Source organism: Devosia sp. MC1541, assembly GCF_012847305.1.
GTDB lineage: Bacteria > Pseudomonadota > Alphaproteobacteria > Rhizobiales > Devosiaceae > Devosia.
In genome coordinates, this window is record NZ_JABBDZ010000009.1 from 47,096 (window position 1) to 69,370 (window position 22,275).

Genomic DNA, 22,275 nt, shown 5'->3' on the forward strand with positions numbered 1-22,275 from the left:
TAGTCTTCGATCCTAGCAACATACGCAACTCTGCCTCCCTCCCCCTTGCGGGGAGGGACTGAGGGTGGGGGAACCTCATCACGATGTCACTCATGGCTATGCCCATGCTCGTGGTCATGCTTTGCGCCAACCACGCAGCCGTCATCGTGATGTTCGTGATCGTGGTGGTGCTCATAAATCGCCAGCGCCGAAGCGGCGCGCTCACCAAAGAGCTTGAGATAATTGGGGTCGCGCTTCACCGCATTGGGCGTGCCGCGACAGCACACATGGCCATTGAGACAAATGACCGTATCGGTCTCCGCCATCACTACATGCAGATCGTGGCTGATCATCAAAATGCCTGCACCAGTCGTGTCTCGTATTTCCCGGATCAACTGATAGAGCGCCACTTCGCCCGAAAAATCGACGCCCTGCACGGGCTCGTCCAGCACCAACAAATCGGGCTTGCGGATCATGGCGCGAGCGAACAGCACGCGTTGAAACTCCCCACCCGACAGCTCCTGCACGGCCGCGCCCAGTAAGCGCTTGGCCCCAACGGCGTCGAGCGCACGGATGATGTCATCCTTGGCGAATGTTCCGGTCAGCGTCATCAAACGCTCGACGGTCAGTGGTAAGGTCCAGTCGATTGCCAGCTTTTGTGGCACATAGCCAATGGTCAGCCCCGGTTTTCGCGATACCTCGCCCATGCTTGGCTTCAGAACACCCGTCACCATTTTGGCCGTGGTGCTCTTGCCCGAGCCATTGGGGCCAATCAGGGTCAAAATCTCGCCGCGCGCAATCGACAGATCAACGCCTTCCACCAACACCCGCGCGCCTTTGCGCACGCCGGCATTGGTGAGCGTGATGAGCTTTTCGCGTGTGCTGGCGCTGTTCATAGTCTTGTTCAACTCAAACTCACTTGGCCCGGGGTCTTCGGGGGGGCAGGCTGCGAACGTGATCGGTGGGAAGCAAGTTTCTCTAACCCACGCTCTTGACGCTTAGCTTTACGTTATAGCATAACATCGCCGCAAGCGTAATAACATAACATTACCCTGAAGGCATACAGATGACCAAGCTGCTCTCCCTCGCCGCGTTCGCGACCATGCTGCTCACCGGCACAGTTTTGGCTGCGCCCGATGTCGTTGCCTCCACCAAGCCCATCCATTCGCTGGTCACTGCAGTTATGGGCGATGTCGCCGCACCAATCTTGATCGTCAAAGGCGCAGCTTCCCCGCACACCTATTCGCTCCGCCCATCCGACGCGGCAGCGCTTGAGAGCGCTGATATCGTCTTCTGGACTGGCAATGGCTTTGAGCTGTTCTTGGCTGATGCCCTCAATACGCTGTCCACCAAGGCCCAAATTGTCGCCTTCGCCGATACACCCGGCCTGCAGCTTCTGCCCATGCGCGAAGGCGGAGCCTTTGAGGCGCATGACCACGATCATGCGAGCGAAACTGCTGAAGAGCACGCGGCTCATGCCCATGAGGATGACCACGCGCATGATCATGCGCACGACCATGGCTCTCATGGCGGAGAGGATCTGCATTTCTGGCTAGACCCACAAAATGCAATCCTCATCGTCGACTACATCGAAACAACACTGGTCTCGGCCGACCCGGACAATGCGGCAACCTATGTAGCCAATGCGCAAACCACCCGTGCCGCGCTTGAGGCGCTAACGGTCGAACTCGCGGCCCAACTGGCCCCAATTGCCGGAAAACCCTTCGTCGTCTTCCACGACGCCTATCAGTATTTCGAACAGCGTTTTGATCTCACCCTTGCGGGCACGGTCACCGTCTCGCCAGACGTTGCCCCCGGCGCGGCCCGCATTGATGAGCTTCGGCACAAGGTCTCCGAGCTTGGCGCAACCTGCGTCTTTGCCGAACCCAATTTCGAGCCCGCAGTGGTGCGCGTCATTGTTGAGGGCTCCGCCGCCAAGTCAGGCGTGCTGGATCCTGAAGGTTCCGCACTCCCCGAAGGTCCAGACCTGTATCCTGCAATGCTCCGCTCCATTGCCACCGGTCTTGTGGACTGCCTGACCTGACAACTCTCCCCCTTCATCCTATTCCGCCTGCACCCGCAGGCGGTCTCGGCGTCGTCCTGACGCCCGTCTTCGCACGCCTCTCATCTCTCGAAATGTAACGTTCTAACATATCAAGGATATTCCCATGCGCGTCGCCTTGCTTGCTGCTCTCCTCTTATCCTCGGCCAATGTTCCTCTCGCTTACGCCGAGGACACCCATTCAGTTTGGCGGGCCTTTGTCGCCGATAGCGCTAGCGCCAATGTTTCTGTCATTGATCTGGACAGTGACAAAACCATCGCGACCTATAAGCTTGCTGCTCCGGCAACGCTCTATGCCGCTAAGGGAAGGCATGCCGTTTTCGCTGTCCAGGGCAAAGCCAATCAGGTCCAAGCCATTTCGACCGGCCTGACCGTTGAAGACCACGGCGATCATGCCGACCTCAAACTAGGTGATCCCGCTCTCTTGGCCCCGCAAGCGGAAGGCCAAAAGCCCGCCCATTTCGTCGAACATGGTGGCAAGCTTGCCATCTTTTTTGACGAAAGCGGCAAAGTGCAGCTCTCCGATGCAACGCTCTGGCAAAAGGGAACATACGAGTCAGTGGAGCTCGACAGTGGCAAGCCCCACCACGGCGTTGCCGTTCCCTTTAATGGCGGTGCCATTGTCACTAAGCCGGTTTCGGAAGATGGCAAGCTGCCCAGTGGCTTTAATGTCTTTGACGCCAGTGGCGACATTGTCGGGACGACGGAGCTTTGCGCCGATGTTCACGGGGAAGCGTCATCAGGCGACGTTATCGCCTTTGGGTGTTCCGACGGGGTGCTGATTGCCAATGGGCCTAAGCCGGACTTTACGCTTCTTCCCTTCACCGACCTGCCCGAAGGGCGGGTAGGGACCCTTCTTGCCGGCAAGAGCCTCGACTATTTTCTCGGCAATTACGGGCCCAAGCATGTGGCCATTATTGAGCCCGAGGCCGAAACGCCAATTCGCCTCGTCAGCCTCCCAGACACGCGTGTTCATTTTGTTCTGAACGGCGAAAACGCGCGCTTCGCCTATCTGCTGCTCGCCGATGGTTCGGTGCAAGAGCTTGATAGTGTGCGCGGCGAGTTACTGCGCAAAGCCCAGGTGACGAAGGCTTATGCCACCGATGGCGGCCATGGCACGCCAATGCCGCGGATTGCTTATGCGGGCGACGAGTTGCTGGTCACCGATCCCGCCACGGGCAAAATCCACAAGCTCGATCTCAAAAGTTTTGCCGTGACCGGGTCGATTGAGCTTGGTGGTGCGCCCAGTTCCATTGCTGTTGTCGGCGGCGTTACCGCCGACCACTAGGCACAGAAAGGGGTCGCTATTTCAGCGGCCCCTTGAAAATGAAGAAGGCTCCGAGCGCGATCAGCGCAAAGCCAATGCCGTGGTTCCAGGTCAGCTTCTCACCGAGATAGAACACTGCGAACAGCACGAACACCGAGAGCGAAATGACCTCCTGAATGGTCTTCAACTCGGCGGCGGAAAACGTGCCATAGCCAATGCGGTTGGCCGGAACCGCAAGCCAATATTCGAAGAAGGCAATCGCCCAGCTCGCCAACACCACCACCCACATCGCTGCGTGGGGGAATTTGAGGTGTCCATACCAAGCGAAGGTCATAAAGACATTGGACGCAAGCAAGAGGCCAATCGGCGCAAGCGTGGCAAAGTTGAAGCCCAAGGCTTCCTCCAAAATCAGCTGAAGTGGTGCACTCTCATATCAGCATCTGGCCGTCTGCACAGTGGGTGTGTTGCGCCAGAGTTGCTCCCGGCGCATCAGCAAGGCGATCGCTTTAGCGGCGCGTGCGGGTGGTCTTTTCCAGCGAGAAAATCTCGTCGCTCACGTCGTCGATCTTCTTGCGCACCAGCGCCTGAGCGTCATGCAGACCGCGATTATAATAATGCGCCCCAATCTTTTCGGCGAAGAATTGAACCAGCAATTCAGCGGGAATGGAGCCGATATTGCTATCGAGTTCGTTCTGGAAATAATCTTGAACTTCCGCAACGATAATTTTCATTTCGTCGCGTTCGAATTTGATGGGTTTCATTGTCGGAGCCTTCAGCTTGCGTTCATCTGGCAAGGTGTTGTCTGCGATGCGTTTTGATGCATGCGCATATTCAAGTTCTGGGAGGAGGATTAACACTCATGCTGACCCGCCTGACTATCTCTACCCTAATCATATCGTCCTTGGCTTTGTCGCCCGTTGCCTTTGCAAAAACCAAGGATAAGTCCGCCACAGCACCACACACCGCGCCAGAACGCGTGCAATGCGAAGGCGTATTTGGCCCCGACGTTACCGTCGACATGATCATCTCGCACTTCGGCGCTGAAAACGTCGAGGCGCGTATAGAGGTCGACAGTGTCGAAGGCGTGCCTGTTTTCGGCACCTTGGTTTATGGCGACGATCCCGACCGCAAAATCGCTTTCCAATGGTTCGACGAGGCCAACACGCGTTTCGTCAGCTATGTCGACCTGCCGCCGACGCTGGCCACCCCCGAAGGTCTCTACGTTGGGCAAACGGCGGCTGAAGTGGCAGCACTCAATGGCGAGCCTGTTAGCTTTGCGGGCTTTTGGTGGGACTATGGCGGCTATGTCTTCCTGCACGAAGGCGGCAAGCTTTGGAACACCGAAGCGCCCTGTGTACCGATGATCCGCTTCGCGCCAACGGTGGAAGAACCGGACGTCGATGTCACGACGATTTCGGGCGACGTCACCGTCACGTCAGATGATCCCCTCGTCGCCAAAGTCGGCGTTAAGGTGCAGACGGCCGGCATGGGTTACCAATATCCCGAAGGCTATGAGAAGGCGAGCCCGTAGAGGAATAGCACTGCGACTGATCTGGGGCCCTTGGCCCCGTAGCCGATCTGTGCAAGGTGGTGAGACTGCCTGCTGGGCTCTCTTTTAGAAAGTGAGCTCCTTATTGAATTTAGGACGACACCGTGACTGAAATTACCCGCGACTCCAATGGCACCCAGCTCAATGACGGCGATAGCGTGACGCTGATCAAAGACCTCAAGGTCAAGGGGACTTCGGTAACGCTCAAGCGTGGCACCATGTGCAAGAATATTCGTCTCACCGAAGACACCGATCTGATCGAATGCAATGTCGAAAAGGTCAAAGGCTTGGTCCTGCGCACTGAGTTCCTCAAGAAGGCCTAGAGCTTATGTCGAAGTGGTCGGTCGACGGGCAAAGTCGGCGCTTGCTCGCTATCATCCTGCTCGGCCCGATCATCGGTGGGCTCGCGATGCTGGCGCTGAACGTCGTCGTCGAAGGCCTGCCTGAGATCGAATATCTCGGGCCGATCATCTTCATGTTTATGGTCTTCGGTTTCCTCTTTGGGGTGCTCCCCGCCATCCTTGCGGCTTTGGTCTATTTGCGCCTCGAACCGCGCCTCAAATCCGCGGCGACCCGGTGCGGTGCGGCCATAGGCATTGGCTTTACGACCAGCATGCTGGGCGTCTACCTGATCCTATTGTCGGTCGGCGGGGAAACCCTCTTTAGCGCTCCCGAGATTTTGCGGGTTGGCTTGTCGGGTGCCTTGGCCCTACTGTTCACCACCTCACCGTGGCGCGCTAGCAGCCCTCAGGCCTAAACGAGCGCGTCAGGCCTTCAATCACTGGCTCGATCGACGCTAAGTCGCGGATGTGGAATTCCATGCGGAAACCCGCATATTGCCCCGGCTCGCAAAGCTCAACGATCCGCTTGATGCTGATGCGGTGGTCGCGTTGCGCGGTGAGGGCGGACCAGTCTGGGGTGCTGGTGTTCATCCCCAGAACCCACCCCTGTGCTTCCAACTCCTGCGCTTGAGCCTCGGCCACTGCCTCAATGCCTAACGCGTTTTCCCCGGCCCAGAGCGAGAGCACCTGTTCGGCATCCAGCCGATAGTAAATCGCCCCCGTACCGTCTTCATTCGCACGACTGCTCTCAAAGCCCGGTGGTATGTCGATGGCATAGTGAAAGCTGGGGTTTTGATACTGCCCCCAAAATTGGCCGAGGGCAGGGGTGGCCCCAAAACTAGCGAGGATCAGTGCTCCGCCGATTATAGACAGGCTGAGGGTTGGGCGCGACTTGGTTGCGAATGTCTCGAAGCAGGTCATGAATTGAGAAGACCACTAAGATGAGCTCGACCGCAAGCCGCCAAATGATGGTTGCCGCTATGGTCAGAAAGATCACAATGACCAAAGACACAAAACCAGTCTGCGGTGTGCTGAGGCGCAAGTCACCCGTGTAGGTCAGCGCGTTATAAATCCCGGCCAGCGCAAACACACCAATGCAGATAAGTCCGATCCAATAGACGATACGCAGAAGCTTGGGGGCGATGTAGCTGTTCAGCGAAAGGATTGATCGCAATACCCCGTCCTCCTGAGAGTGGATCCTCAGGAAGACTAGTTTGGAAACAATAAGCCTCAGTAAATTGCCGTAGGTCTTATTTACAGGACCACGATGCCAGCGTGCTTGGCCTTGTCTTCTGGCTCAACGTGAATGGTGATCTGGCAGTCTTTGACCAGCTCTTTAAGCTTGGCTTCAATCCGGTCGCAAATCTCATGCGCCGCATCCACTGTCATCGCGCCCGGCACCACAAGGTGGAAGTCGATAAAGGTAATCTTTCCCGCCTGTCGCGTGCGGACATCATGGGCTTCTAGCGCGCCGTTTGCCGTGCACGCGATGGCCTCGCGAATAATCTTCTGCGTTTCTGCAGGCACGGCAACGTCCATCAGCCCGCCAACGCTGTCCTTGATCACACCCCACCCGGACCAGATGATGTTGAGCGCCACAAGGGCTGCAAGAATGGAGTCGAGCTGCGCAATGCCGGTCGCATAAACCAGCGCCAGGCCAATCAGCACGCCGATGGTCGACACCACGTCCGTCATCAAATGCTTGCCATCGGCTTCAATGGCAGGCGAGCGCGCCTGACGACCATGGCGGAGCAATACCATTGCCCACACGACATTGATCACCGTCGCACCCGCACTGATCGCCAAACCGAGCGTTGGTGCTTCGGGCATTTCCGGGTTGAGGAAACCCAGCACAGCTTCGCGCAGAATCAATATGGCCGCGACAATGATCATCACGCCCACGATCACCGCTGAGAAGTACTCGGCCTTGTGGTAGCCATAGGGCATGTTGGCATTGGCCGGACGCTGCGCCAGACGCACTGCGATCAGCGCCACAATGGCCGTCACCACATTGACGGTCGATTCAAGCGCGTCCGAATACAGCGCCACCGAGCCAGTCACCCACCACGCCCAGACTTTCAGGCCCAGAACGAGAACCCCAACAACCAGGCTGGTCGATGCTATAGCCAGTGTCTTGTTGGTGATCGCCATGGGCAAAGCTTCCTTGCGGCTGGTAAAAACCTGCCTTACGCCGCTCATGCCTGATCAGCAAGTGCTTGAATTTGCAAACGATTTTCAGAAGCATTCTGAGCAAAGTGCCACAGGCGGCAAGCCATTGATCGACAAGGGTGTTTCCAAAGCTTGCACCCAATCCACAGCTCTTGCGTCCACAAAAAATCCGCGCGCTGGACACTTCAGCTTAATCCGGCAGGCTTGCCTTTGATTGTCATCGGCATTCCGGCGACGACGAAATAGACGTCCTCACACACTTCGGCGAGCCTTTGGTGGGCCGAGCCTGCCAAGTCGCGGAACGTGCGCGCCATGGCAGTGTCGGGCTCAACACCTTGCCCCACTTCATCGGACACCAGGATCACCTTAGTGCCTTTGAGTTCGACCAGCGTGGCACACAGCTCGCTCACCGCATTGGCGACGTCATTATTCAGTTTCAGCATATTGCTGATCCACAGCGTCACGCAGTCCACAAAAATTACATCATGGTTTTTCGACGCTTTGATTAGCGCATGGCACAGCTCAATCGGCTCCTCAATCACGGTGTACCGCATGCCGCCAAGCTGATGCGCGGCGATCCGCTCACGCATGTCGCTGTCGCGCTGCGCGGTGGTGACCAGATAGGCCGGTGTTGTGCCGTTTCTCAGGGTTAGTCGTTCTGCAAAACCGGTCTTGCCGGATCGCGCGCCGCCCAGTACCAAGCAGTGTCTTTCCATCGGATTTTCCTTGCGGGCGGTCGTTGCGCCGAAACGTCGATGTCCCCTTCTCCAACTCACGCTCCGCACCATCTGTTCCCTCAGGAGCATAATGGTTTGAAAACACCCTGCGGAAGAGACGCATTTTATCCTGAATGCTACTTTCGTCTTAGCGGCTTTCGCATTATGGTCCGCCCCGAAAACAGGCCCTAGCTTGGGACCAATGCGGTCAGCTCCTCCCGGATTCTCGATCGCAGATCCCAGTCCATAGACGGAGTCCCATTCGTGGCGCGTTACTACCTTGGCGTCGATGGCGGCGGTACCAATTGCCGTGTCAGATTAGCGAACGAAAACCTCGAAGTTTTGGCTGAGGTTAAAAACGGTCGTTCCAACCTCCAGATCGATGGCGGCGAGCCTGCCTATCGTGCTATTCTCGATGGCACGCGCGATGTGTTCGCAGCCGCCGGTTTAGATTACGCTGAAACAGCCAATACCTATGCCTGCTTCGGCATGGCTGGTGGTCGTATGGATAGCGCACGCGAGGCTTTCGCCGCTCGTGTGTGGCCCTTCGCGGGCGTAAAGGTTTATGACGATATCGATATCGCCCACGCTGGTGCCCTTGGTGGCACAGAAGGTGGTGTGGTGATCATCGGCACCGGTTCCGCAGCCATGTCCTTGGTTGCAGGCACGCGCTATCAGGCCGGCGGTTGGGGCTTCCCAATCGGCGACCAGATGTCAGGTGCGATTCTGGGACGGGAACTCGTGCGTTACACTGTCGAGGCCGCTGATGGCTTGGTTGAGGGTTCCCCTCTCACCGCCGCCGTCACCGCAGCGCTCGGCGGTTCAAACCAGTCGATTATGACTTGGGCGTTCGCAACAGAGATGGGCTTGCAGCTCCTCAGCCGTGACGGTTCGGAAGGGTGCGACGATGCCCTGATCGGTCGCGCGCCGGGCGAGTACGGTAAACTCATGCCTTTGTTCTTCGACCATCTTGAGCAAAATGATCCAGTTGCCCTCAAGCTTCTGGCCATAGAGCTCAGCTATATCGATACCTACGTTAATTGGTTCAAATCCCATGGCGCGCAGGTTATGGCCATTGTTGGCGGCTTGGGGCAGCGTTTGTTCCCCCGCCTGCAAGAGCGCTATGGTGACTTTGTCGCCTTACCGAAGTACGAACCTCTGCATGGTGCGGTAATCCTCGCCAAACAGAATTTCGCCGCTAAATAAGGGCTAGTCCGTTGTCCAGTCGAATTATTCCAGTGCAGCCCTTTGATTATGTCGTGTTCGGTGCAACCGGCGACCTGACCAAGCGCAAGCTTGTTCCGGCGCTCTATCACCGTTTTAAAGATGGTCAGTTTGACGAGACGAGCCGCATCATTGGCGCGTCGCGTTCCAAGCTCTCTGAAGCCGAATTCCAGAAACTGGTGCGCGACGCGCTCCATACTTTTGTGGAAAAAGATTATCAGGACGAAGCCACAATCGAGCGCTTCGTCTCGATCTGCACCTATGTGCCGGTCGATGCCTCCAAGCCTGACGAGTCAGGCGATCTCGGCGCTGCTCTGCGCGATGACGCGAACATTGTTCGTGCCTTCTATCTGGCCGTAGCGCCCGATCTGTTCGAGCCCATCGCTGAGTATCTCAAGGCCAAGAAGCTTTACCGCCGCGACTCCCGCGTTGTGATTGAAAAGCCGCTCGGCCACGATCTGGAATCGTCGAAGAAGATCAATGACGGCGTCGCCAAGATCTTCCAGGAAGATCAGGTGTACCGCATCGACCACTACCTCGGTAAGGAAACCGTCCAGAACCTGCTGGCTCTGCGTTTCGCCAATACCCTGTTCGAGCCCGTCTGGAACTCGGCCCATATCGATCACGTGCAGCTCACCGTGGCTGAAAGCGTTGGTGCGGGCACCCGTGGTTATTATGACGAATCTGGCGCCCTGCGCGACATGATCCAGAACCACATGCTGCAGCTTCTCTGCCTTGTGGCGATGGAGCCACCAGCATCCGACGATGCCAACGCCCTGCGTGACGAAAAGCTCAAGGTTCTGCGCGCGCTGCGTCCAATCACCAATGGTGAAGTGGCGACCAAGACCGTGCGCGGTCAGTATCGTGGCGTTTCTTCGGAAACCGCCAAGGTCGCGTCCTATCAGGACGAGCTGCCAGAAGAAAAGAAGGGCAGCCGCACCGAGACCTTCGTGGCGCTCAAGGCCGAAATCGACAACTGGCGCTGGGCTGGCGTGCCGTTCTACCTGCGCACCGGTAAGCGCATGGCCGAACGCGTTTCGGAAATCGCCATCCAGTTCAAGCCGATCCCGCACTCGATCTTCGATCACGCCGAAGGCGCGCCGAAGGCCAATAAGCTGATCATCCGCCTACAGCCAGATGAAGGCGTCAAGCTGATGCTGATGATCAAGGACCCAGGTCCAGGCGGCATGCGCCTGCGCGAAGTGCCATTGAACCTTTCCTTTGCTGAAACCTTCTCCGAGCGTACGCCTGAGGCATACGAGCGTCTGCTGATGGATGTGATCCGTGGCAGCCAGACCCTCTTCATGCGTCGTGACGAGCTTGAAGCGGCGTGGTCATGGGTTGACCCGATCCGCGAAGGCTGGGAACGTTCGCCAGACGCTCCGCAAACTTATACAGCGGGCACTTGGGGCCCAACTGGTGCAGTCGCGCTGATCGAGCGCGATGGCCGCACTTGGTACGAAGGAACGAACTAACTTGACTATCGACCGTCGCAGCTTCGCCGATAAGCCCACCTTGGCCAAAGAATTGGCCGAGGCGGTGGCTGACCGCATTCGCCAGTCCATTGCCACCCGTGGCAGTGCGGCAATCGCTGTCTCCGGTGGCTCAACGCCTGGAAAGTTCTTCCAGGTTTTGGGCAAGACCAAAGACATCGAATGGGACAAGGTCACCGTCACCTTGGTTGACGAACGCTGGGTTGATGAAACCTCCGATCGCTCCAACGCGCTTCTCGTCAACGAGAAGATGCTGCAGGGCCCGGCGGCGGTCGCTCGTTTCTTGCCGCTTTATTCTGGTGGCGATGAGCCGACTGATGCGCAGGTCGCCAAGACCAACGCGCTGTTGTCGGCGCTGCCGGACACTTTTGCCGCCGTCATTCTGGGCATGGGGAGCGACGGTCACACCGCCAGCTTCTTCCCTGGCGGCGACACGCTCGACGCAGCGCTGACCCAAGAGGGCCCAACCCTCTCGATCCGCGCTCCGGGCGCAGGCGAAAGCCGCATTACCTTTACTCTGCCGCGTCTGCTCAAGACCGATTGCCTCTATCTGCACATTGAAGGGCAGGAAAAGGCTGACGTGCTTGAGGCTGCGCTGGCCGATGGTCCGGTGGCCGATATGCCAGTCCGGGCTGTGCTGCGCTCCGGCGCGCCACTCTCTGTTTACTGGTGTCCATAAACTCCTGGAGCGGTCCCCAATCGACCGCTCTGGCCGTTTGAGGCTGCCAGTCTTTTGATGCAAGGCCCATCCGCGCCAGCGGCCCCCCTTTGGCGCGTCCTTGCGAGCTATGGAGATCCAAATGAGTGTCCGTCAGGCTATCCAGGACGTGACCGACCGTATTGCCGCGCGCAGCCGTGATTCGCGCCGGGAATACCTCAACCGCCTCGAAGCGCAGCGTGAGACATCCGTCCACCGTGCCCATCTCGGTTGTGGCAACCTCGCACATGCTTTTGCCGCCTGTACTCCGGCAGAAAAAGCAGCTCTAGCGGGCAGCAAGACACTCAATTTGGGCATCGTCACCAGCTACAATGATATGCTGAGTGCCCATCAGCCTTACCAATTCTACCCAGACATCATCAAAGAAGCGGCCCGCGAAATCGGCGCAACCGCACAGGTTGCCGGTGGCGTTCCGGCCATGTGCGATGGCGTTACCCAGGGTTACGCTGGCATGGACCTCTCGCTCTTCTCGCGAGACGTCATCGCCATGTCGACCGCTATTGCGCTCTCGCACAATATGTTCGACGCCGCCGTCTATCTCGGCATTTGCGACAAGATCGTTCCCGGCCTCATGGTCGGCGCACTGACCTTTGGTCACTTGCCCGCCGTGTTTGTTCCTGCTGGCCCCATGCCATCGGGCCTGCCCAATGAAGACAAGAGCCGCGTGCGTCAGCTCTTCATGGAAGGCAAGGTCGGCCGCGCTGAACTCTTGGAAGCTGAAAGCAAGTCCTACCACTCGGCAGGCACCTGCACCTTCTACGGCACGGCGAACTCAAACCAGATGCTCATGGAAATCATGGGCCTGCACCTGCCAGGCGCAAGCTTCATCAATCCCGGTACGCCGCTGCGCGATGCGCTGACCCGCGAAGCGACGCGCCGCGCCCTCTCGCTCACCGATCAGGGCAATAATTACACGCCAATCGGTCACATCGTCGATGAGAAGGCCATCGTCAACGCTATGGTTGGCCTGCATGCGACCGGTGGTTCGACCAACCACACCATGCACATCATCGCCATTGCTGCCGCTGCCGGTCTGAAGGTCACTTGGGACGATATGAGCGACCTTTCGGATGCGACCCCGCTTCTGGCGCGCGTCTATCCAAATGGCGTGGCCGACGTGAACCATTTCAATGCGGCTGGCGGCATGGGCTTCCTCATCAAGGAACTGCTCTCCGATGGCTATCTGCACGAAGACGTCAAAACCGTCTGGGGCACGGGCCTTTCGGGCTATGGCGTTGAAGCCAAGCTTATCGAGGACAAGCTAGCCCACACGCCCGCTCCCGATGAAAGCGCGCTGCCAAAGGTTCTGACCTCGGTCAAAACCCCATTCCAGACCTCTGGTGGCTTAAAGCTTCTCACCGGCAATCTCGGTCGTTCCGTCATCAAGGTGTCGGCTGTTAAGCCTGAACACCGCATCGTTGAAGCCCGCGCGCGCGTCTTCCACGGCCAACAGGCCATGCAGGACGCGTTCAAGGCCGGCGAGCTGACCGGCGATGTGATCGCCGTCGTTCGCTTCTCCGGTCCCAAGGCCATGGGCATGCCCGAGCTGCATAAGCTCACCCCAGCCCTCGCCATCCTTCAGGATCGCGGCTTCAAGGTTGCTTTGGTTACAGACGGCCGCATGTCCGGCGCCTCGGGCAAGGTCCCAGCCGCCATCCACATGACCCCAGAAGCCATGCAGGGGGGGCCGATTGCCAAAATCCGCGACGGCGATTTGATCCGCCTCGACGCTGAAGCGGGCACGCTGACCTTCCTTGGCGACCAGGTCGAATTCGACGCCCGTCCTTCGGCCTCGGAAGATTTGACCAATGAACACTGGGGCACCGGCCGCGAACTCTTCGCCGGCTTCCGCGCCCTCGTCGGCGCCGCCGACCACGGCGCCAGCGTCTTCAGCTAAGCCCGATTTATAACATGAATGCAAAAAGGCCCCCACCGGGGCCTTTTTTATGCCTTTCCCTTTGGAGCCAAAATCGCCTTCTCAGGTGAAGACCCTTCTTCTCCCTCCCCTTGAGTGGGAAGGCCGGGGTGGGGTGATTGCATCCCTCCATCTACCTCGCCCTACGGTGCTACGCAGCGGCGGCACACTCGGTCCAATCCCTCCCCCTACCAGGGTGAGGTTAGGTGGCGGTAACGCCCCCCGGATCAAAACCCGCCCTTACGTCGTTCCTCTCCAAATCAGTTTTGGAGCCTTCATGTCTGCCCCCGATAGCTTTCGCCTGCGTCCGCTGGAACGCGAGGATCTGCGCTTCGTGCACAGCCTCGACAACAATGCCACCGTCATGCGCTATTGGTTTGAAGAGCCGTTTGAAACTTTTGACGAGCTGCTGGGTCTTTACGAAGACCACATTCACGATCAAACCGAACGCCGTTTTGTCGCCGAAGACGCGGGTACGCCCGTCGGCCTCGTAGAGCTGGTGGAAATAAACCACATTCATCGCCGCGCCGAATTCCAGATCATCGTCGCCCCCGATCATCAGGGCAAAGGCTATGCGGGAAAAGCGGCCCGCGCAGCGCTCGAATACGGCTTTGCGGTCCTAAACCTGCACAAGCTCTATCTCGTCGTCGACAAGGACAACGCCCGCGCGCTCCACATCTATCAAAAACTCGGCTTCATCATCGAGGGCGAGTTGAAAGACGAGTTTTTCGTGCACGGTGAATACCGAACCGTCCTACGCATGTGCCTATTCCAAGCCGATCACCTCAAGCGCCTAGCCTCAGAAAAGGCCTAGGACACACACCGTCCCTCCTGCCTCCCCCGCGACGGGGAGGGGCCGGGGCGGGGCGGCTAAACCCCGCAAGCCCCCTCGTGACGATTGGACCATCAAAGGTGCCGATCAGCTCTTGCACCCCAGCCGAGGAGCGCGGATATGTGGGGCAGAGTTGAGAGAGTAAGACTATGCCCCGGTCATTTGCACAATTGCAGCGCGTGTTTGTCGCCAACGATCTAACGCTTGGTGCGAGCGTCGAGATGAACAAGGACCAGTCCCTTTACCTCGCGGCTGTCCTGCGCAAATCCGTGGGCGACGAGGTGGTGCTCTTTAACGGTCGCGACGGCGCTTGGCTTTGCCGTCTCACATCCGATTCAAAAAAGCATGTGATCCTGCAAACCGTCGAGCAGATCGCCCCGCAGTCCCCAGCAACCGACTTCTGGTATGGCTTCGCGCCGCTCAAAAATGAGCGTCTCGATTATGTCATCCAAAAAGCGGTGGAGATGGGCGCGAGCACCATCCAGCCGGTGATGACCGAATATACGCAAGTCCATCGCCTGAAGATGGAACGCCTTTCCGCCAATGCCATTGAAGCTGCCGAGCAATGCGAGGTTCTCAATGTGCCTGAAATTGCGCCTGAAGTGACGTTGACGCGACTGATCGAAACTTGGGGCGAGGTACACGGCGACCGCATTCTGATTTTTGCCGATGAGGGCGAAGCATCGTCTTCCCCTGTTCAGCAACTGACAAATATTGCAGGCCAAAAATTTGGCCTGATCGTCGGTCCGGAGGGTGGGTTCTCGGACGCAGAGCGCGAAAAACTGCGCTCATTAGAATATGTTAGGCCGATTAGCCTAGGTCCTCGCATCCTGCGCGCGGATACGGCGGCGGTGGCTGCAATGGCGGTTATCCAAGCGACCATCGGTGATTGGCGATAAAAGGCGATTGCTTTCCGCCTTGCGGTGGTTATGTTCGCCGCGCACTTTATGGTTGCAAGCTTCGAGGACTATATGGCCGGCGCCAAAACCACTCCGCTGATTGAATCGCGTAACGACCTCATCGAGGCAATGTCGCGCGGGTGCAAACCCGCAGATCAGTGGCGCATTGGCACCGAGCACGAAAAGCACGTCTTCTATACCAATCCGCTGGATTCGGTCCCTTATGCCGGTGACCGCGGGATCAAGGCTCTGCTTGAGGGCGTGGCCAAGGAAACCGGCTGGACGCCCTTCTATGATGGCGAAAACGCCATTGGCCTGAGCAATACCGCAGGCGCTGGCGGCGTGTCGCTTGAGCCGGGTGGTCAGTTTGAGCTGTCGGGTGCGCCACTCGAAACCATTCACCAGACCGCCGATGAACTGGCGCAACACATGGCCATTTCCAAAAAGGTGGCCGGTGAGCTGGGCATTCACTTCCTCGGCCTCGGCGTAACCCCACTGTGGTCCGTCGAGCAGATCAAGGCCATGCCAAAGTCGCGCTACGGCATCATGACCGACTATATGGGCCGCACGGGCACGCTCGGGACATCGATGATGTACCGCTCGGCCACAGTGCAGACCAATCTCGATTTTTCGAGCGAAGCCGACATGGTCAAGAAGCTGCGCGTCTCGGTTGCGCTGCAGCCGATTGCGACCGCGCTCTTTGCCAATTCGCCCTTCGTCGATGGCAAGGACAGTGGCTTCCTCAGCTTCCGCAGCCACATCTGGCTCAACACCGATAATGACCGCACCGGCATGCTCCCCTTCGCCTTTGAAGAAGGCTTTGGGTTCGAGCAATATGCCGATTATGCGCTCGACGTCCCGATGTACTTCGTCATTCGCGACGGCAAGTACATCAATGTTGCGGGCGAAAGCTTCCGCGCTTTCCTCGATGGTGCGCTGCCGCAGCTGCCGGGCGAAAAGCCAACCATTGGCGATTGGGAAGATCACCTCTCGACCATTTTCCCCGAAGTGCGGATGAAGCAGTTCCTCGAAATGCGCGGCGCTGACATGGGCGACGAACGCCATGTGGTGGCGCTCTCCGCCTTCTGGACGGGCCTGCTTTATGACGAAACCTCGCTCGAAGCCGCGTGGGAGCTGGTCAAAAACTGGACGCATGAAGAGCGCGAATATCTGCGCTCCGAAGTCCCGCGTCTGGGGCTGAACACGCCGTTTGATCGCTCAACCCTGTTCGATATCGCAGCACAAGCTGTGGGCATCGCTTCGGCGGGACTGGCGCGCCGCAATCGTCTCAACGCCAAGGGCGAAGACGAAAGCATCCACATTGCACCGCTCGAAGAAACCGTACGCAGCGGAAAGAGCCCGGCCGAAGTGTGGCTCGACCGCTTCCACAACGAATGGAACGGCGACATCACCCCCATCTTCAAGGCCGCTGAGCTTTAGGAAGCTCTTGCCCTAAAGCTCCGTCTCGTCCATACGCCTCCATACATTAGCGATGGAGGCGAGTATGCGCGTTTTGGTCATTGGTTCCGGTGGTCGTGAACATGCGCTCGCTTGGAAGATCGCGCAGTCGCCACAGGTCGCGGCGGTCTTTGTTGCGCCGGGCAATGGCGGAACAGATGGCGTCGCCACCAATCTTTCCATCGACGTCACCGACCATGCCGCGGTCATCGCTGCGGCCAAAGACCAAAACATTGATTTCGTCGTCGTCGGCCCCGACGCACAAGTGGTCGCCGGTCTCGGCGACGATGTGCGCGCCGCGGGGATCGCCTGCTTCTGCCCCTCGAAAGAAGCGGGCCAGCTCGAAGGCTCTAAGGGTTTTACCAAAGCCCTCTGCGACGAGTTCGATATTCCCACCGCTGGCTATGCCCGCTTTGAAGATGAAGCCAGCGCGCTGGCCTATCTCTACACCGCTGGCGCCCCCATTGTGATCAAGGCTGATGGCCTGGCCGCTGGCAAGGGCGTCACTGTCGCCATGAATGTGGAAGATGCAGAAGAAGCAGTTATTGATTGCTTCTCCGGCGCCTTTGGCGCATCGGGCGCAAGCGTCGTCATCGAAGACTTTATGGAAGGCGAGGAGGTCAGCCTCTTTGTTCTCTGCGACGGCGAAGCGATCTTGCCGCTGACCACGGCGCAGGATCACAAGCGCGCCTTTGATGGCGATGTTGGCCCGAACACGGGCGGCATGGGCGCGTATTCGCCAGCGCCCGTCATGACCCGCGAAGTTTATGACGAGGTCATGAAAACCATCATTGAGCCGACCGTACGCGGCATGGCGCAGCGCGGCACGCCCTATGCTGGTGTGCTCTATGCCGGGTTGATGCTCACAGCCGATGGTCCCAAGCTTGTCGAATACAACGCGCGCTTTGGCGATCCGGAAACGCAAGTGCTGATGATGCGCATGAAGAGCGACATTGTTCCGCTGCTCTACGCTGTCGCCACCGGCACACTGGCAGGCAAGGATGTCGAGTGGCACGACCAATATGCGCTGACCGTGATCATGGCGACCAAGGGCTATCCCGGCGACTATCACAAGGGCAGCGAGATCTTTGGCGCTGAAGGGCTCGACACTGACAATTTGATGGTCTTCCACGCCGGAACAAAGCGCGATGGCACCCGTTTATTGGCCAATGGGGGGCGAGTGCTCAATGTCACCGCTCTCGGTGGTACGGTGAGCGAGGCGCAGAAGCGTGCATATGCCGGTGTGGATGCCATTTCTTGGCCAGAAGGCTTCGCCCGCCGCGACATTGGCTGGCGTGAGATTGCCCGCGAAGGCAACTGAACCCTTTCTCAACCCGCCCTCAGTAAGCTCGGCGCGTTCGGACACGAACCGAGCGCAGACGGGTTCTGACCTCACACCTCGTCACCTTCGAGGATTGGCTTACGCCCAAGCTCTGCGCGCCGGAGAGAAGGAGCGGAGCCAAATGGTGTTTTCTGGTGGCCCACGCATTGGCATTGCGCTCGGCGGTGGTTCGGCCCGTGGGCTGACGCATATTCCCTATATTGAGGCGATGGATGAGCTTGGGCTCAAACCGAGTGTCATCGCTGGCACCTCCATTGGCGCGCTCATCGGCGCTGGCTGGGCTTCGGGAATGACCGGGCAAGAGCTGCGCGAGCATTCCATCAAGGTCTTGGGAACCATGCGGATCATCGCTGGGCGCCTGTGGTCAACCCAGGTGCGCGGATTGGGGAGCCTCTTCAAGCAAGGCATTCCCACTCAGCTCGACGGCATGCATGTCGTCGAGGCTTTCTTGCCCGAGCATTTCCCGACAAGCTTTCATGAGCTGAAAATCCCCCTGCGTGTCGTCGCCACGGATTTTCGCAGCTGGCACCAAGTGGTGTTTGCCCAGGGCCTCTTACAACCCGCAATTGCCGGATCGATTGCCATCCCCAGCCTCTTCAAGCCGGTGCTGCATGCCGGACATATGTTGGTGGATGGCGGCGTGGTCAATCCTCTGCCGCTCGACCAAGTCGATTTGGACAGCGACTTCACCATCGGCATCGATGTCGTCGGCGATCCATCCGAAGGGCTCAATCGAACCGATTTTGGCGCGATTGATATGTGGTTTGGTTCGGCCTCAATCATGATGCACTCGCTCACTGCTCATATGATCGCCGCCTATCCGCCAGACATGTATATCCGCCCCAAGGTCGCCAGCTTTGGCGCGATGGAATATTGGCGGGTGAAGGATATTCTGGCCAGCGTCGAAGGCGAGAAGGACCGCTTCAAGCGGCTGCTGGCCCAGCGCATCGAAGACTATATTCAGGGACGCTTGGAGGCGGCACAACCCGCTCCGCGCTCATAGCCTATTGGTGCATCACCACAACTGTTCCGCGCTTCTGCTTGGATTGCGCCCGCGCATGTGCATCGGGCAATTGCGGGAACGGAACGATGGTGTCGATGAGGGGCGTAAAATGCCCCTTTTCTGCAAGCTCAGCGAGAAGGGAAATGTCTTCCACGCGCTCGGCCGCAGGCCCTGCGATCATCTTGGTGCCGTGAGGGCCGGGGACAAGCGCGGCGAGCATTTCCTTGAGCGTGCCCGCGACCGACAAATAGCGCCCCTTGGGCTTGAGCAAGCGCTGGGCGGACTTGAAATCCAGGGCATCAGCGCAGTCCGCGATAATATCAAACCCCAGATTAAGACCGGCGAGCGGGGTGATTTTATAGTCGATCACCCGGTCGAACTTCCGCTCACTGAGCAGATCGATATTGCCCGTACTGGTCACAGCGCTCACACGCGCGCCACGATGCTGGGCCAATTGCGCCAAGGCATGGCCAACAGTGCCCGTTGCCCCAATAATCAGTATGCTCTCGCCGGGACGGAGCTTGGCCTGACGCAGAAAGTGCAGCGCCGTTGAACCGCCAAAGCACAGCGCCGCGCCTTGTTCAAAACTCAGACCAGCGGGCAGCTTGGCGATACGGCCATTGGCGGGCATAGCGATGAACTCGGCATGAGCGCCCATCTTGCCACCGGGGAAACCGAATACACGGTCCCCCACCTGAAAGCGGCTGACCTCTGCACCTACGGCCTCAACGACGCCTGAAAATTCCGTGCCCATAATCGGCTGGCGGGGGCCGGACCAGCCTAAGGCGAGCCGGGCCATCGTGCGCATCCCTTTGGGTATATCAAAGCCGCGCACCCGAACATCTCCCGAGTTGACGGAGCTGGCGATGATGCGGACCAAAACCTCGTCCGAGGCCGGTTCTGGTTTGGTAACATCCTCAAGGCTCAGAACATTCGGCCCGCCGTATCGACGCGCGACATATGCCTTCACACCGCACCACCCTCAAAATGTCTTGGGATTGTTTCGCTAGTCTTATTCTATATTTTCCGGCGTGAAATCAGAATTTACTGCCAAAGAGCAGAGCTCGCAGCCTAACGCGATGATTCAACTACGAAGTACGTAGTTTTCGAAAGAAGCTTATCAACATATTTTCTGCGCGCTCCGCCGATAGGCCCGAAATAACTTCGGGTCGATGGTGGCAGGTTGGCTGATCAAAGAGGCGTACGCCGTTTTCGACAGCACCGGCCTTCACATCCTCAGCCGCATAATAGACGCGCCGCACTCGGGCGTGGGCGATGGCCCCGGCGCACATGGCGCAGGGTTCCAGCGTCACATAGAGATCGCATCCATCGAGCCGCCCCGTGCCGCGAACAGCCAGGGCCGTGCGAATGGCCAGAAACTCGGCATGGGCTGTTGGGTCCTTCAGCGCCTGCATGCGATTGCGTTCTGCAGCCAGAATGCGCGTCCCCTCGACAACCACCGCACCGACAGGCGCTTCCCCCAGTGCTGCAGCCTCTTCGGCCAGCGACAGAGCAAGCTCCATAGGTTTTAAGGTCGTCTCAGTCACTGATTGCTCGGGTGATAATCGTCAATATTGATCGCCGCTTTGAGCGCATTGATGGACTGGGCGTCCCATCCCGGCGGATCGGTGACCGCCACCCAGGCGTCAATGTAGTCGTGCGGCGAATAAACGTGTCCGTACCCCACGGGCGCAGTTTGCGCCAGAGCCGCATCCACCGCCAGCTGTAGGAAGGTGACGATCGGATACCAGTTCAGCGCAGGGGAAACATCGGGCCCGGTGGGTTGGCTCAGCCAATCAGGCCGCGTCCAATCGGTGTCAAAATTGAAGAACACAATCGGATCGGAGGCGTATTGCAGGAACACAATCCGCATCGGCCCCCATGGCGTATCGTCCCAGTCTTCGGGGCGCGATTGGTTCATGAAGCGCACGGCCGAGCTATTGCCAAACTTTGGCAGCCACTGCGGTGTCCCCGCAAGGCGGAAGTCCGTCGCATGTTTCCAGATCGGGCTCGAAAACGGTGGTCCCGCCCACAGCGCGCCATCAAACGGGTCGCCCAAAACATCATAAACGGTCGTGGCGTTTTGTGAGGCGATTGCGCCAAGGCTGAGCCCGTGCAGATAGAGCTTGGGCCGAGAGGTTTTGGGCAGCGTCGTCCAATATTGATAGACGGCGCTAAACAATGCACTGGCCGTTTCCGCACCATATTCGGGCTCGATCAGCAGCGAGAGCACGCTGGGGAGATAGGAATATTGCACAGCAACCGTCGCGACATCGCCGTGGAAAAGATACTCCAACGTATCAATCGCGGCAGGGTCCACCCAGCCCGTTCCCACCGGCATAGCAAGGACCAAAGCGGCGCGGTCAAAGGCTCCGATCCGCTTGAGCTCGTCGAGTGCCAATTGCACCCGCGCCTCGACATTGGGCGCTGACCGCAGACCGACATAGGTGCGCAGTGGTTCAATCGCTGGCCGGCCGGTCACTTGCGTGATGTCCTCGGCGCTCTTGTGATCCAAGAGATAGCGACGACTGTCGCGACCAATGGTTTCCCATTCAATCAGCGACTGCGGGGACCCCGTTTGATGCCACTCAGCTGGCGGCGCAGCATCGGTCGAAATCACCGCGTCGAGTTGCTCATAAAATCGCTCAGCACCGCGCAAGGCAGCGCGCCAAACCAGATTGTTGAACAGCAAAGTCACGACCAGACCGACGAGCGTGATCGACAGGACCAAGGCCACCCGCCGTGGCATGTGCGGCATCAGCCAGGACCAGACCAGACGAATGAGTGTGACCAATGCTTTTCCAACCACCAGAAAGGCGATGGATACGGGCGCTGCGACGAGGGCGATGATGAGGGGCTGATATTCGTCCACCTCCGGCAGGCCCATGACGGCGCGGACCGAGTTCTGCCAGCCGGTCGTCCAATAGAGTGCGATCAGCACCAGCGCGATGCACCCCAGCGCAGCGGTAATACCCAAAACACGGGTGATCCGGCCGGGCGGCACTCGCAGCCCCAGAAAGCCCCAGAACCAATGGATAAGATTGCCAAAGCCATAGCCAACGGCAAAACACGCCCCCGACAGCACGCCTTGCGCAACTTCGGATCGCGGCAGCAGTGATGGTGTCAGTGAGGCGGCAAAAAACATCGCGCCGACCAACATGCCGGGCGGAGACAGGTGGACTGCCAGCGCATCCCAAAAACTATTTAACCGGCGTCCCCAGTCCGTGAACGCCCGACGCAGCCCATTGCTCATGGGGCTAGCAGAACCCGAGACGATGCTGGGGTCAATGCTGAAGTGGCCGACGTCG

24 protein-coding genes are annotated in these 22,275 nt (G+C 58.6%); 14 read left to right on the forward strand and 10 right to left on the reverse strand.

Going from position 1 to position 22,275, the window contains the following annotated elements; all coding sequences use genetic code 11:
- Nucleotides 1-86: 86 nt before the first annotated feature.
- Nucleotides 87-875: a zinc ABC transporter ATP-binding protein ZnuC gene (gene znuC, locus HKD40_RS11095; RefSeq protein ID WP_169195926.1), complete on the reverse strand. Its 789-nt coding sequence runs from the start codon at nucleotides 873-875 to the stop codon at nucleotides 87-89.
- 170 nt (nucleotides 876-1,045) lie between these two features.
- Here znuC and HKD40_RS11100 point away from each other — a divergent pair, with 170 nt between their 5' ends.
- Both HKD40_RS11100 and HKD40_RS11105 read left to right on the forward strand, forming a co-directional pair.
- Complete coding sequence (locus HKD40_RS11100; protein ID WP_169195832.1) at nucleotides 1,046-2,023, forward strand: zinc ABC transporter substrate-binding protein; 978 nt, start codon at nucleotides 1,046-1,048, stop codon at nucleotides 2,021-2,023.
- 124 nt (nucleotides 2,024-2,147) lie between these two features.
- Nucleotides 2,148-3,329, forward strand: a complete 1,182-nt coding sequence (locus HKD40_RS11105) for a hypothetical protein (RefSeq protein WP_169195833.1) — start codon at nucleotides 2,148-2,150, stop codon at nucleotides 3,327-3,329.
- Between the two features lie 16 nt (nucleotides 3,330-3,345).
- Here HKD40_RS11105 and HKD40_RS11110 read toward each other — a convergent pair whose 3' ends face one another.
- Together HKD40_RS11110 and HKD40_RS11115 are read right to left on the reverse strand one after the other, a co-directional pair.
- Complete coding sequence (locus HKD40_RS11110; RefSeq protein WP_282567614.1) at nucleotides 3,346-3,702, reverse strand: DMT family protein; 357 nt, start codon at nucleotides 3,700-3,702, stop codon at nucleotides 3,346-3,348.
- Between the two features lie 112 nt (nucleotides 3,703-3,814).
- Nucleotides 3,815-4,069 (reverse strand): DUF2164 domain-containing protein, encoded by a 255-nt coding sequence (locus HKD40_RS11115; RefSeq protein WP_169195834.1) that lies wholly within the window; start codon nucleotides 4,067-4,069, stop codon nucleotides 3,815-3,817.
- 98 nt (nucleotides 4,070-4,167) lie between these two features.
- On the opposite strand from HKD40_RS11115, the gene HKD40_RS11120 reads away from it, so the two are divergent.
- The 3 genes from HKD40_RS11120 to HKD40_RS11130 all read left to right on the forward strand — a co-directional run bounded on the left by HKD40_RS11120 (nucleotide 4,168) and on the right by HKD40_RS11130 (nucleotide 5,614).
- Nucleotides 4,168-4,839: a hypothetical protein gene (locus HKD40_RS11120; RefSeq protein WP_169195835.1), complete on the forward strand. Its 672-nt coding sequence runs from the start codon at nucleotides 4,168-4,170 to the stop codon at nucleotides 4,837-4,839.
- Nucleotides 4,840-4,961: 122 nt separating this feature from the next.
- The gene (locus tag HKD40_RS11125; RefSeq protein ID WP_169195836.1) at nucleotides 4,962-5,180 is read left to right on the forward strand and encodes an alkylphosphonate utilization protein; all 219 of its coding nucleotides are present in this window, start codon (nucleotides 4,962-4,964) and stop codon (nucleotides 5,178-5,180) included.
- A 5-nt stretch (nucleotides 5,181-5,185) separates the two neighbouring features.
- A complete protein-coding gene (locus HKD40_RS11130) occupies nucleotides 5,186-5,614 on the forward strand; it encodes a hypothetical protein (protein WP_169195837.1) in 429 nt (142 codons plus the stop codon).
- On the opposite strand, the gene HKD40_RS11135 is transcribed toward HKD40_RS11130, so the two are convergent.
- The 4 genes from HKD40_RS11135 to HKD40_RS11150 form a co-directional block, all read right to left on the reverse strand.
- Nucleotides 5,595-6,119 carry a hypothetical protein gene (locus HKD40_RS11135; protein WP_169195838.1) on the reverse strand — a complete coding sequence of 175 codons (525 nt, stop codon included), beginning with the start codon at nucleotides 6,117-6,119 and terminating at the stop codon, nucleotides 5,595-5,597. The two genes, HKD40_RS11130 and HKD40_RS11135, sit on opposite strands and share 20 nt — an antisense overlap.
- Nucleotides 6,037-6,372: a DUF4282 domain-containing protein gene (locus HKD40_RS11140; protein ID WP_169195839.1), complete on the reverse strand. Its 336-nt coding sequence runs from the start codon at nucleotides 6,370-6,372 to the stop codon at nucleotides 6,037-6,039. Before HKD40_RS11140 ends, HKD40_RS11135 begins: the two co-directional genes overlap by 83 nt.
- 80 nt (nucleotides 6,373-6,452) lie before the next feature.
- Entirely contained in the window at nucleotides 6,453-7,349 is an 897-nt protein-coding gene (locus tag HKD40_RS11145) for a cation diffusion facilitator family transporter (RefSeq protein WP_169195928.1), read from the reverse strand.
- A 203-nt stretch (nucleotides 7,350-7,552) separates the two neighbouring features.
- The gene (locus tag HKD40_RS11150) at nucleotides 7,553-8,068 is read right to left on the reverse strand and encodes a bifunctional adenosylcobinamide kinase/adenosylcobinamide-phosphate guanylyltransferase (RefSeq protein ID WP_248306024.1); all 516 of its coding nucleotides are present in this window, start codon (nucleotides 8,066-8,068) and stop codon (nucleotides 7,553-7,555) included.
- Nucleotides 8,069-8,347: 279 nt separating this feature from the next.
- On the opposite strand from HKD40_RS11150, the gene HKD40_RS11155 reads away from it, so the two are divergent.
- From HKD40_RS11155 to HKD40_RS11195, 9 genes are all read left to right on the forward strand, one after another.
- A complete protein-coding gene (locus HKD40_RS11155) occupies nucleotides 8,348-9,289 on the forward strand; it encodes a BadF/BadG/BcrA/BcrD ATPase family protein (protein ID WP_169195840.1) in 942 nt (313 codons plus the stop codon).
- 11 nt (nucleotides 9,290-9,300) lie between these two features.
- Nucleotides 9,301-10,782, forward strand: a complete 1,482-nt coding sequence (gene zwf, locus HKD40_RS11160; protein ID WP_169195841.1) for a glucose-6-phosphate dehydrogenase — start codon at nucleotides 9,301-9,303, stop codon at nucleotides 10,780-10,782.
- Between the two features lies 1 nt (nucleotide 10,783).
- Entirely contained in the window at nucleotides 10,784-11,479 is a 696-nt protein-coding gene (gene pgl, locus HKD40_RS11165) for a 6-phosphogluconolactonase (RefSeq protein WP_248306025.1), read from the forward strand.
- 121 nt (nucleotides 11,480-11,600) lie between these two features.
- Complete coding sequence (gene edd / locus HKD40_RS11170) at nucleotides 11,601-13,415, forward strand: phosphogluconate dehydratase (RefSeq protein ID WP_169195843.1); 1,815 nt, start codon at nucleotides 11,601-11,603, stop codon at nucleotides 13,413-13,415.
- A 295-nt stretch (nucleotides 13,416-13,710) separates the two neighbouring features.
- The gene (gene speG, locus HKD40_RS11175; protein WP_169195844.1) at nucleotides 13,711-14,247 is read left to right on the forward strand and encodes a spermidine N1-acetyltransferase; all 537 of its coding nucleotides are present in this window, start codon (nucleotides 13,711-13,713) and stop codon (nucleotides 14,245-14,247) included.
- Between the two features lie 167 nt (nucleotides 14,248-14,414).
- Nucleotides 14,415-15,164: a 16S rRNA (uracil(1498)-N(3))-methyltransferase gene (locus HKD40_RS11180; RefSeq protein ID WP_169195845.1), complete on the forward strand. Its 750-nt coding sequence runs from the start codon at nucleotides 14,415-14,417 to the stop codon at nucleotides 15,162-15,164.
- A 72-nt stretch (nucleotides 15,165-15,236) separates the two neighbouring features.
- On the forward strand, nucleotides 15,237-16,604 hold the full coding sequence (locus HKD40_RS11185) for a glutamate--cysteine ligase (RefSeq protein WP_169195846.1): 1,368 nt from the start codon (nucleotides 15,237-15,239) through the stop codon (nucleotides 16,602-16,604).
- Nucleotides 16,605-16,668: 64 nt separating this feature from the next.
- Nucleotides 16,669-17,943 carry a phosphoribosylamine--glycine ligase gene (purD, locus tag HKD40_RS11190; protein WP_169195847.1) on the forward strand — a complete coding sequence of 425 codons (1,275 nt, stop codon included), beginning with the start codon at nucleotides 16,669-16,671 and terminating at the stop codon, nucleotides 17,941-17,943.
- Between the two features lie 142 nt (nucleotides 17,944-18,085).
- A complete protein-coding gene (locus tag HKD40_RS11195) occupies nucleotides 18,086-18,967 on the forward strand; it encodes a patatin-like phospholipase family protein (protein ID WP_169195848.1) in 882 nt (293 codons plus the stop codon).
- A 1-nt stretch (nucleotide 18,968) separates the two neighbouring features.
- Here HKD40_RS11195 and HKD40_RS11200 read toward each other — a convergent pair whose 3' ends face one another.
- The 3 genes from HKD40_RS11200 to HKD40_RS11210 all read right to left on the reverse strand — a co-directional run bounded on the left by HKD40_RS11200 (nucleotide 18,969) and on the right by HKD40_RS11210 (nucleotide 22,112).
- Nucleotides 18,969-19,937: an NAD(P)-dependent alcohol dehydrogenase gene (locus HKD40_RS11200; RefSeq protein ID WP_169195849.1), complete on the reverse strand. Its 969-nt coding sequence runs from the start codon at nucleotides 19,935-19,937 to the stop codon at nucleotides 18,969-18,971.
- Between the two features lie 118 nt (nucleotides 19,938-20,055).
- Nucleotides 20,056-20,490 carry a nucleoside deaminase gene (locus HKD40_RS11205; RefSeq protein ID WP_169195930.1) on the reverse strand — a complete coding sequence of 145 codons (435 nt, stop codon included), beginning with the start codon at nucleotides 20,488-20,490 and terminating at the stop codon, nucleotides 20,056-20,058.
- Nucleotides 20,491-20,510: 20 nt separating this feature from the next.
- Nucleotides 20,511-22,112 (reverse strand): alpha/beta-hydrolase family protein, encoded by a 1,602-nt coding sequence (locus HKD40_RS11210; protein ID WP_248306026.1) that lies wholly within the window; start codon nucleotides 22,110-22,112, stop codon nucleotides 20,511-20,513.
- Nucleotides 22,113-22,275 lie beyond the last annotated feature (163 nt).

Coding starts and splice junctions, on each gene's coding strand:
- znuC (WP_169195926.1), bottom strand. CDS start 875: ATGAACAGCGCCAGCACACGCGAAAAGCTCATCACGCTCACCAATGCC.
- HKD40_RS11100 (WP_169195832.1), top strand. CDS start 1,046: ATGACCAAGCTGCTCTCCCTCGCCGCGTTCGCGACCATGCTGCTCACC.
- HKD40_RS11105 (WP_169195833.1), top strand. CDS start 2,148: ATGCGCGTCGCCTTGCTTGCTGCTCTCCTCTTATCCTCGGCCAATGTT.
- HKD40_RS11115 (WP_169195834.1), bottom strand. CDS start 4,069: ATGAAACCCATCAAATTCGAACGCGACGAAATGAAAATTATCGTTGCG.
- HKD40_RS11120 (WP_169195835.1), top strand. CDS start 4,168: ATGCTGACCCGCCTGACTATCTCTACCCTAATCATATCGTCCTTGGCT.
- HKD40_RS11130 (WP_169195837.1), top strand. CDS start 5,186: ATGTCGAAGTGGTCGGTCGACGGGCAAAGTCGGCGCTTGCTCGCTATC.
- HKD40_RS11135 (WP_169195838.1), bottom strand. CDS start 6,119: ATGACCTGCTTCGAGACATTCGCAACCAAGTCGCGCCCAACCCTCAGC.
- HKD40_RS11145 (WP_169195928.1), bottom strand. CDS start 7,349: ATGGCGATCACCAACAAGACACTGGCTATAGCATCGACCAGCCTGGTT.
- edd (WP_169195843.1), top strand. CDS start 11,601: ATGAGTGTCCGTCAGGCTATCCAGGACGTGACCGACCGTATTGCCGCG.
- speG (WP_169195844.1), top strand. CDS start 13,711: ATGTCTGCCCCCGATAGCTTTCGCCTGCGTCCGCTGGAACGCGAGGAT.
- HKD40_RS11180 (WP_169195845.1), top strand. CDS start 14,415: ATGCCCCGGTCATTTGCACAATTGCAGCGCGTGTTTGTCGCCAACGAT.
- HKD40_RS11185 (WP_169195846.1), top strand. CDS start 15,237: ATGGCCGGCGCCAAAACCACTCCGCTGATTGAATCGCGTAACGACCTC.
- purD (WP_169195847.1), top strand. CDS start 16,669: ATGCGCGTTTTGGTCATTGGTTCCGGTGGTCGTGAACATGCGCTCGCT.
- HKD40_RS11195 (WP_169195848.1), top strand. CDS start 18,086: ATGGTGTTTTCTGGTGGCCCACGCATTGGCATTGCGCTCGGCGGTGGT.
- HKD40_RS11205 (WP_169195930.1), bottom strand. CDS start 20,490: ATGGAGCTTGCTCTGTCGCTGGCCGAAGAGGCTGCAGCACTGGGGGAA.
- HKD40_RS11210 (WP_248306026.1), bottom strand. CDS start 22,112: ATGTTTTTTGCCGCCTCACTGACACCATCACTGCTGCCGCGATCCGAA.